Here is a 9,758-nt window from a genome sequence, read left to right on the forward strand (position 1 = left end):
GACTAGGGGGACTAGGGCGACAAGGGGGAGTTTTAACTCAAAACTCAAAACTCAAAACTCAAAACTCTCCACTCCCCATTCCCGAAAAGAAGTATAATTGTATTTCAAAGATGTTACTTATTGTCTCATGAATAGAGTCGTGGTTGGTCTCTCCGGTGGGGTAGATAGTTCCGTCGCTGCTGCCACTTTACATCATCAAGGATACGAAGTCGTTGGCTTGACCCTTTGGTTAATGAAAGGGAAGGGACAATGCTGCTCTGAAGGGATGGTTGATGCGGCGTTTATTTGCGAACAATTGGGCATTCCTCATCATATTGTCGATAGTCGGGATATTTTTCAAACTAATATAATCGATTATCTGGTTTCTGGTTACGAAGCGGGAATTACGCCATTACCTTGTTCTCAGTGTAATAAGGCGGTAAAGTTTGGTCCGATGTTGGTATATGCTCGCGAAACATTGGGTATTGATAAAATAGCTACGGGTCATTATGCCCAAATTCGTTATGATGAGGCAAGTAACCGTTATCAATTACTCAGAGCAGTGGATTTGACCAAAGATCAATCTTATTTTTTGTATGACTTAACTCAAGATTTACTAGCAGGATCTCTCTTTCCTTTGGGAGAACTGAAGAAAACCGAAACTCGACACCTTGCTACTCAATACAATCTCAAAACTGCTGATAAGCCAGAAAGTCAGGACTTATGTCTGGTGGAGGCTCACGGTTCCATGCAGCAATTTTTGGATAAGTATATTACTCCAAATAAAGGTGATATTGTAGACCTAGATGGTAAGATTTTAGGTCAGCATAATGGTGTTCACAATTACACAATTGGACAGCGGAAGGGAATCGGAATTGCTGCTAAAGAGCCTCTATACGTGATTGCGCTAGACTCGGTGAGGAATAGAGTTATTGTAGGCGATCGCACTAAGGGAACTCAACCGGAATGTACTGTTGGCCGGGTTAACTGGGTTTCGATTAGTCCACCCACAACTCCTATCCAAGCATCTGTGCAGGTACGTTATCGTTCTTCGGCTGTACCAGTGACAGTAATTCCCCTGGAAGATAATCGGATGAAGTTAATTTTTGATGAACCACAATTCAGTATTACACCAGGGCAAGCGGCTGTTTTGTATAATGGCGATATCTTGCTGGGTGGTGGAATTATTGAGCAATTTAAGTAACTCCATTCAATCCATGGTTTCTATTGTTGAGGGCAGGGTGAAGCAAAAGCGTATCAATTCCCGAAGATGAGTTATTGTTTCTATTGTTAACGGCAGGGTGACGCAAAAGCGTATTTGTATTCGGGTTTACCTAACCAGATTCAGGCGCTTTTGCTTCACCCCTAGGATGGGATTGGCGATAACTGGTGTCGAAGGCGCGATGCCTGGGTTGAGCGAAGCGATCGCAATCTCTTCCCCAAGATCAAGTTATCGTTATTATTGTTAACGGCAGGGTGAAGCAAAAGCGTATTTGTATTCGGGTTTACCTAACCAGATTCGGGCGCTTTTGCTTCACCCCTACCAAAACATCACAGAAGTTGAGAGCCACCGTCTTTTTAAGCGGTGGATGAAAACGATTAAGAGGATTTATCCTCTGGTCTCCCGATTCTACTAGGAAACGTGCTAAGATTTCCGCTGGAGGTGAGTCAAGTGTTAAATCTGACATACGAATTTAAAGCAATCCCAGCAACAGAGCAGGTTCAACTTATCGAACATACCTTAACAGTCTGTCGAAAAGTCTGGAATTTTGCTCTGCGCGAACGAAAAGATTGGTCAAACTCTCGTAAGTGTCAGATTAATAGTTGCTCATTAGAATCAGAGTACATCATTCCAGCGGACGCTCCTTATCCTAACTATGCCCAACAGTGCAAATCATTGACTAAGGCTAAGGCTGAATTTCCAGAACTAACAACCGTCAATGCTCAAGCATTGCAGCAGGTACTTAAAAGACTGGAAGCCGCCTTTGTCGATATGAAGCGCAAGGGTATGGGCTTCCCGAGGTTTAAGAACCGATACCGAATGCGGTCATTTGTATATCCGCAGCTAGGGAGAGGTCAACTTTTAAAAGGCAACCAAATCAAGTTGCCTCAATTGGGATGGTTAAAATACATCAAGTCACGAGAGATTCCAGAAGGCTTTGTCGTTAAGCAAGCCAGGATTGTTCGCAAAGCATCTGGATATTTTGTGATGATGATGTTGGAATGCGATGTATCCGTACCTGATGTTATGCTTCATGGTCATCCGGTGGGAATTGACCTTGGACTCGATAAGTTTCTTGCAACCTCTGATGGACTTGTAATTGATAGACCTCGATTCTTAAACTCATTGCACCGGAAGCTTAAATTGCTCCAACGCAGGTTGAGAAATAAGCAAAAGGGGTCAAACAATCGTCACAAACTCAACCGGAAAATTGCACGACTTCATCAACGCATCAGTGATACTAGGAAAGACTGGCACTTCAAGCTAGCACATAAGTTGTGTGACGGCGCTGGCATGATATTTGTAGAGGATATTGACTTCCGGGTGTGGGCAAAGGGGATGTTTGGCAAACACACCCTAGATGCTGGATTCGGTCAATTCATCAATATTCTGCGCTGGGTTTGCTGGAAACTTGGTCTGTATTTTGCCAAAGTTAATAAAGATTACACTTCCCAAGTCTGCCCTCAGTGCGACGCGCATACAGGGAAAAAGAAACTGTCTGAGAGAATTCATGCTTGCCCTGAATGTGGATACACAACACATCGCGATGTAGCTGCTGCACAAATTGTCCGCAATCGAGGACTGTCTGGGGTGGGAGGCATCCTGGACAATAAAGAAAATGCCTGTGGAGACAACCTGACGGGGACTGGCGACAGTCTAGTTAAGAGTTCTAGAAGCAGGAAGAAAGGTGGAGAGGCATCTCAAAAGAGTGCCTCGTAACAACTTTTAAGAATCCCCCATCTAAAAGAAGGGGGAGTACGTCAAATAGTTATCGGCTATCGCTACTAGTGAAGGTGCAATCTGCTTGCTGCACGCGCTAGCCTACGGCAGGCTGCGAAGGGCACTATCGCAATTATCCTTAAACTTTTTCTGGAAATTAAGCTTCAGGAAGTGTAGTACAAGGATGTCAGGTGCATTATCGGAGATACAGCAGATTGCCAATCGTGAGGTATTTTTGCTGATTTTCCTAAAAACTTGGTCTAATCAGTGCGCAAAATCCATTTCGGAGTAGTCTGCCGAGGGTTTTTGCCGCGCCGCTGCCATGTCGCAATTTGTCCGGAGATTCTTTTGGAGTCGTTGAAAAGTAAGTAGTAGAAGGATTAACTACTCAAGCACACCTGTCAGTAAGTTGTGGTAATTATGAGAGACATCATTCAAAAAGTTAGTCATACTGATAAGCAAATTACTCTAGCCTTACTGCGTGTTTGGCTGAGTTATCTATTCTCCCTCACTTCAACGGGTGCGGGGGCGATATCAATTTTTTCGATAGCGGCTATTTTGCTAACTGCACCAGCTAAAGCGAATCTTTCAGAGCAATCTCCCCAAACGACGAAGGGAGATAATGAAAGTATTTCCGAAATTAATTCACTTGAGCAACAGCAAGAAAAGCTGAATTTGGATGTGTCAGATTATACTGAACACGATCCATCAGGGGAATTGCCCAATCAACTTACTCCAGTTTCAGATAGGTTAGCTGATAATATCTCAGCAGCAAAGGAACTTCCACAGGAGCAATCTGAGGGATTAGTAGTTACAGTTAAACCCAGCTCTATATCAGAGGCATTAATTCCCAAGCCCCCTGTAGCAGAAAATACAGAAAATTCTATTAAGTATCACCTGCCAGGAAAATTAGTTGTGAATGTTGAATCAACAGCTATGTCAGAGGGATTAGTTTCTAAACCGCCTGTAGTAGAAACGATGCCAAATTGGTTGGCACAGAATCTTTCTGAGAAATTAACTGTAGCAGCACAACCAATGGTTGCTCCTGATGCCACAGTGTTATTGCCAGGTGAGAATAACTTTATTCCCCATTCCCCACTCCAAAAAACCCACTCCCCACTTCTAGCACAATCCTCTGAAGAAAAGAAACCAGATGCTTCATTGATTCCGGAAAATTCTCCAAAGAAAAGTGACGCATTAACTCCTACTTTAGACGTACAAGGTGTTTATCTTAATCAGGGAGATGACGCTGCAAGGTTGCGGTTGCGAGGAATTTATCCAGTTTCTCCCCATGCTTTGTTTGGTGCAATTGTTGATTTAGCATCAGGCAGTGATTTTCAAGGTACGGAAGGCACTGGAGTTAGTCTGAGCGAACTATATTTTACTGGCTCTCTCCCCAACTATTCCAATCTCCGATTAACTGCTGGTTTAATGGATTTAACGTCTTATTTTGACCGAAATAGCTTTGCGAAGGATAGCACTACTCATTTCTTTCACCCCTTATTCCAAACTAATCCAGCACTAGCATCAGCAGGGATTGGTTCCCGGCCAGGAGCTTTGTTAAATTGGAATATTACAGATAATATTGAAGCTAAAGCTGCTGTCTTTTCTAGCGAACGAAATCTGGGTGATTTTGGTTTAAATGCCTTTGCCAGCGAGATTGGATTCCGCGCTGGTACAGGAATTTTTCGGGCAACTTACGCTACTGATAAAGATAAGGGGAGGGGTGGAGTCTTTGGTACGCGAGAAGGCGATCGCGAAAATGCTTTTGGGCTTAATGGGGAATATTATATTCCCCAAATAAAAATGGGCTTGTTTGCTCGTTATGGTTGGCTGGAAAATACTGACAGAGATAAAAATGCAGAAACTTATAGTTTCGGAATCAATTTCTTAGATATGTTCGTCAAGGATGCTCGGTTAGGATTAGGTTACGCTTATGGTCCAGATTTCTCAAAAAATGATGATGTCTGGGAATTATTCTACGATATGCGGATTGCCAGGGGGCTTCGGGCGGGGATAACATTGCAAGAAAGAGATGGTTTTTCGGAAACTATTGTTGGATTCCGGGTGAAAACGGATATTCAGCTTTATCCGTAAATTGTTGTTGGTTATTGGTTGTTTGTTGTTGGTTGTTTGTTGTTGGTGGACAATTGGCTCTAAGCCCCTTGTTAGTCACGCAACAAATAACTATGATAGCTAGTGTCGCCCGGACAACAACGAACAAAAAATAACTAACAACAAATAACTAACAACCAACAACTAAAAACTAACAACTAACAACAAATACTATGAACAAACTAGATCATTTAGCTGAAATGAAAATATCATCTTCTGCTCCTAGTAAGAGCCAAACTCAGTGGTCCCGTTTATTAACTTGCTTCATGCTTTTAGGATTATCGGGAGGATTTCCTCTATTACCGATAAACTTTGTAATTCCTGCTGCTGAGGCTCAAGCACTTCCAGCGGCGGTGCGTCAAGGTTATGCACTCCTGGAGAAAGGATTGGTAGATGATGCGATTCGGGCATTTGAGCAATTTTTGCGCAGTAATCCTCAATCTTTGGAAGGGAAGTTAGGGTTGGCAATTGCTTATCAGCGTCGAGGGCGTAATGATGATGCTTGGAATGCCTATAACCAAGTATTAGCAGGAGATCCTAATAACCAAACGGCTCTGAAAGCTGTGGGAGAAATGGGGGTTTATAAACAAGAGTGGCAAGCTCGTGGGATTGAGGCTCTTACTGGCTTGTTAAATCTAAATCCTAATAGTACAACTGCCCGCTCTCAAAGGGCTTTGCTATTAGGATACCAAGGACGTTTCCCTGAAGCTTTAGCAGATTATCAACTGCTTTTGGCTAATAATCCTTCTGGAGATACTATTCTGGGTGCGGCTCAAATTTATACTTATAGTGGTGATTTTCAGCAAGGATTAATTCTGTTCAAGCGTTACCAAGCTCTGGGCAAAACTGTTCCTAGTAATGCAGCAGGAGCTTATGCTTTGGCGTTGCGAGAAACGGGAAGTGCTTCTGCTGCGGTGCAGATTCTGGAAACTCAGTTGCGACAATCTCAAAAGCTGGATAGCACGACAATTCAACTGCGAGCCGATTTAGCTCAATCATATAGTGCTGCGGGACAATTATCCCAAGCTTTAGCAATTTTAGCTCCTTTGCGCGGTCGTGCGGATGCGGCTTTACCATTAGCAAGAGCGCTTACTTCGATTGGAAGGAAGGAACGTCGCACCGATCTTTATCAGGAAGGGGTAACGCTATATCGTCAGGTTTTAAAACCGAATTCTTCCTTTGCTTTAGTGACAGAAATTGCGAATGTTTTTAGTGAATTGCCATCAGAAAAAGCCGCTGCTTTAGATTTATATGAACAACTATTGCAGCAGGAACCGAATAATCGCAGTTTAGTGCTAAAACGGTTAACTTTAGCTAGTCAATTGGGACGTATTTCTCGTGCGGAATTGCAACAGCAGTTGAATCGGCTTCTGCAACCACTACCCACTGATAAAGCTGAACTCCGTGCGATAGCGACAGCATTAGTACCTTTAGATCCACCAGATCCGGCTTTGCTGTCAGTTTATCAGAGTTTAATTAAGGCTGGTGTAAATGAGCCATTTTTACATTTTCGGGTGGCTCAAATATTCATTCAAGAGAATAAACTGGCGGAAGCTAAGGATGCAATTGCCGCTTACAAAGCTACTAGTGCTGGGGCATCGGATTTAACTTCAGAATTGTTACTGGCTGAAGTTGATCGTCGGGAAAACAAACTAGAATCTAGTGCTTCTCGATATCAGAAAATTATGCAAAGCAATCCCAATAGTGACTTAATGAATAGCGCTTTGCGAGGGTTAGCAGGAATTCGTTTAGCCCAAGGGCGAGCTGATGATGCGATCGCAATTTACGATCAGCTCTTAGCCCGCAATCCTAATGATTTGCAGATTAAATTGGGACGAAGTGCGATCGCATATCAAGGGAAGCGGATTTCGGAAGCTGAAGCTGAAGCGGTTTTAGATCAATGGCTGAAAACTCGTCCCGCTAATGATTTACCATCAGAATTATTCAGTTTAGTAGGTGCTTTACCTGCCTCTGAGAAGCGGGAATCACTCTATAATGCTCTGTTAGAGGTAGATCCAGATAATACTCCGGTACAATTGCGACGACTACAATTAATTGCGAAGCGAGATCCCAAACAAGCACTAATCCTAGTAGATGAGTTAATTGCTCGTAATCCTGATAACATTAGTCCTTATTTTATTAAGGGGGAATTAGCGTTATTGTTCAAGGATTATGGACTAGCAAGTCAAGCTTATCGGGAAATTTTGCAGCGGGAACCTGATAATATTGGGGCGCTGATGGCTTTGGGTGGAGTGAAGTTTACCCAACAGCTATATTTGGAGGCGAAGACTTTCTATAATCGGGTGCTGGAAATTAGTCCCGGTTATCTAGCCGCACGGCAAAATTTGGCTGAGTTGAATGCTGCTTTGGATCAACCTTTTACAGCGGTGAAAGAGTTTAAAGCATTGAATGCGGAGCAAGAAGCTGAAACTGGTACTCCTAATCCACAATTAACTAATCGGGTGGAGCATTTGGAGGTTGATATTCTCAAACGCCGAGGTTTCCAGCCTTATTGGGAGCGGTATTAAGGGGCTAGGGGAGGAGAGTTTTGTTAGCGCAGCGGGACGAAGTCCGTTTTGAGTTAAAATTCTCTCTATCCTCTTGATAGTTGGAATGGTGCGTTAGCAAAGCATAACGCACCCTACAGATAGAGGCTGAATTTAATCATTATTTAATTGTTGTCCTGAATTTTAATTATTACAACTAGAGAATATTATTTTATAATGTATCAAGACGAGATGGAATATTTAGGAGTCAAAAAACATAATGGCAACTACAACGACAAAAACATTGCGTATTATAACCCAAACCCCGTTCAAAGACAATACTGCACAGCTAAAAGATCTTACAGAAGAGGCAAAAAAGAAACTACTATACTTCAATCCTGAGACAGTATTAAAGGTTTTCGTCGATCCTAAAATACAAGACGATCACTATCGTTTTACCTTGGCAGAGGGTCAAAAAATTAATGGGAAAACAAGTTGGTACGTCTTTAAAGATCATGTAAAAATCGAGTAAAAATTCATTTTAGAAACCCGGTTTCTAAGGTGTACTCCAGAAACCCGGTTTCTTTAAGAAACCGGGTTTCTAGTCTGTACTATTCCCCATCACACTATGATACTAAACCTCCACTAAAAGAGATTTTCTGCAAACTATATACACTAGCCGTATCGGTGAGATTATATTGTAATGGAGTGATGGTAATGTATTTTTCGCGAATAGCTTGGACATCTGTGGGTACATCATCAGGTAGGTGAATATGAGTAGGTTGTTCAAGATCTTCCACAGCTTCACCTGCTAACCAGTAATAGGTTTTCCCCCGTGGATCGACTCGTTTTTCAAAGGTGTCAAAATAGCGACGAATCCCTTGACGGGTAATTTTAACTCCGGCAATTTCTGATAATTTTACTGGTGGAATATTGACATTGAGCAACATTAAATTAGGAAGGGGTTGCGCGGATAGTTGATCGATTAGATTTTTGGCAAATATTGCGGCTACTTCAAACTCTTGAGACTTGTAACTAGTCAAACTGAAAGCGATACTAGGAATTCCTTCAATTACGCCTTCCATTGCAGCGGAAACTGTGCCAGAGTAGAGAACATCTGTCCCCAAATTAGAGCCGTGGTTAATGCCAGAAAGGACAAAATCCAGGGGACTGTCAATCAATGCGCCTAATCCTAGTTTAATACAATCTGACGGGGTTCCGGAACAAGACCAAGCTTTAATCTTGGGGTGAAAAATGCCATCGATAACTTCAGCGCGAATGGGATCGTGGAGTGTTAAACCGTGCCCTGTCGCGGATCTTTCTCTGTCGGGACAAATTACGGTAACGTCGTGCCCTGCTGCTGCTAAGGTGTCGGCGAGAGTGCGAATACCGAGGGCAAAGATCCCGTCATCGTTGCTGATGAGCAATTTCATGGAGTAAGGTAGTGCCAAAGATAAAAATCATTGTTCGATTCTAGCTCGATATCGCTACAAACTGTGGGGCTTTAGCCCTACTACAAACTGCGCGATCGCAGTACAGAATTTGTGATAAAATATCTGGTAAGTCTTTACGGCTATAGCAATGATGACCTATAACGATGTTCTTGGCGAGATTCAAAGATTTAGTTTAACGGAACAGTTGCGTTTATTAAAAGATTTAAAGCAACTTGTCAATGATGCTATGAATGATGATGAGGATATCCCTAGTGAATTATTAGAGGAAAGTGCCTCGGCATGGCAAGATTATATTTCTGGAAAAGATCCGGGGATATCCTCTCAGGAATTGAAACGTAAATTATTAGGAGATAATTTGGGCTGATTATATTCTACTTAAACCAGCCCAAAAGTATCTTGAACGTCTGAGACTTGAAGATCGAGTAAGAATTATTCGTGCTTTAGATGGGCTAGTGACAGGTATGGAAGGACTCGATCTAAAACAGTTGAAAGGTAGATCAGAAAGTCGTTTAAGAGTGGGTAAATATCGAATTTTGTTTGTAGAGGATCAGATTAATCAATTATATGTTGTTACAACCATTGGTGTCCGTGGTGATGTTTATAAATAATTAATAAGCGATCGCACTCAAAATAAGCGATATAAGATAAAAATCTTACTCCCCTCTCCTTGCAGGGCAGGGGTTGGGGGAGGGTTGTTTCATTCTCCTACAGCAACAGGTTAAAACCTTTTGCTACACTGGCTTTACCGCCCTTCGGCGGTTCAACTTATTTGTTAATAAGCTA

The 9,758-nt window shown here is 42.4% G+C and carries 7 protein-coding genes; 6 read left to right on the forward strand and 1 reads right to left on the reverse strand.

Annotated elements, in window-relative coordinates:
- Window positions 1-97 precede the first annotated feature (97 nt).
- The 5 genes from mnmA (at window position 98) to NJ959_RS19835 (ending at window position 8,053) form a co-directional block, all read left to right on the forward strand.
- Entirely contained in the window at window positions 98-1,183 is a 1,086-nt protein-coding gene (gene mnmA / locus NJ959_RS19815) for a tRNA 2-thiouridine(34) synthase MnmA (RefSeq protein ID WP_256529490.1), read from the forward strand.
- Window positions 1,184-1,651: 468 nt separating this feature from the next.
- Window positions 1,652-2,920 carry an RNA-guided endonuclease InsQ/TnpB family protein gene (locus NJ959_RS19820; RefSeq protein ID WP_254013469.1) on the forward strand — a complete coding sequence of 423 codons (1,269 nt, stop codon included), beginning with the start codon at window positions 1,652-1,654 and terminating at the stop codon, window positions 2,918-2,920.
- 420 nt (window positions 2,921-3,340) lie between these two features.
- Window positions 3,341-5,017, forward strand: a complete 1,677-nt coding sequence (locus tag NJ959_RS19825; RefSeq protein ID WP_254013470.1) for a hypothetical protein — start codon at window positions 3,341-3,343, stop codon at window positions 5,015-5,017.
- A gap of 191 nt (window positions 5,018-5,208) precedes the next feature.
- On the forward strand, window positions 5,209-7,563 hold the full coding sequence (locus tag NJ959_RS19830) for a tetratricopeptide repeat protein (protein ID WP_254013471.1): 2,355 nt from the start codon (window positions 5,209-5,211) through the stop codon (window positions 7,561-7,563).
- A gap of 238 nt (window positions 7,564-7,801) precedes the next feature.
- Window positions 7,802-8,053 (forward strand): hypothetical protein, encoded by a 252-nt coding sequence (locus NJ959_RS19835; protein ID WP_254013472.1) that lies wholly within the window; start codon window positions 7,802-7,804, stop codon window positions 8,051-8,053.
- 94 nt (window positions 8,054-8,147) lie between these two features.
- Here the strand turns inward: NJ959_RS19835 and surE are convergent, their stop codons facing one another.
- Window positions 8,148-8,954: a 5'/3'-nucleotidase SurE gene (surE, locus tag NJ959_RS19840; RefSeq protein ID WP_254013473.1), complete on the reverse strand. Its 807-nt coding sequence runs from the start codon at window positions 8,952-8,954 to the stop codon at window positions 8,148-8,150.
- A 148-nt stretch (window positions 8,955-9,102) separates the two neighbouring features.
- Here surE and NJ959_RS19845 point away from each other — a divergent pair, with 148 nt between their 5' ends.
- Complete coding sequence (locus NJ959_RS19845; RefSeq protein WP_254013474.1) at window positions 9,103-9,339, forward strand: hypothetical protein; 237 nt, start codon at window positions 9,103-9,105, stop codon at window positions 9,337-9,339.
- Window positions 9,340-9,758 lie beyond the last annotated feature (419 nt).

Origin of the sequence: Limnofasciculus baicalensis BBK-W-15 (genome assembly GCF_024178385.1) — a bacterium.
Taxonomy (GTDB): domain Bacteria; phylum Cyanobacteriota; class Cyanobacteriia; order Cyanobacteriales; family Coleofasciculaceae; genus Limnofasciculus; species Limnofasciculus baicalensis.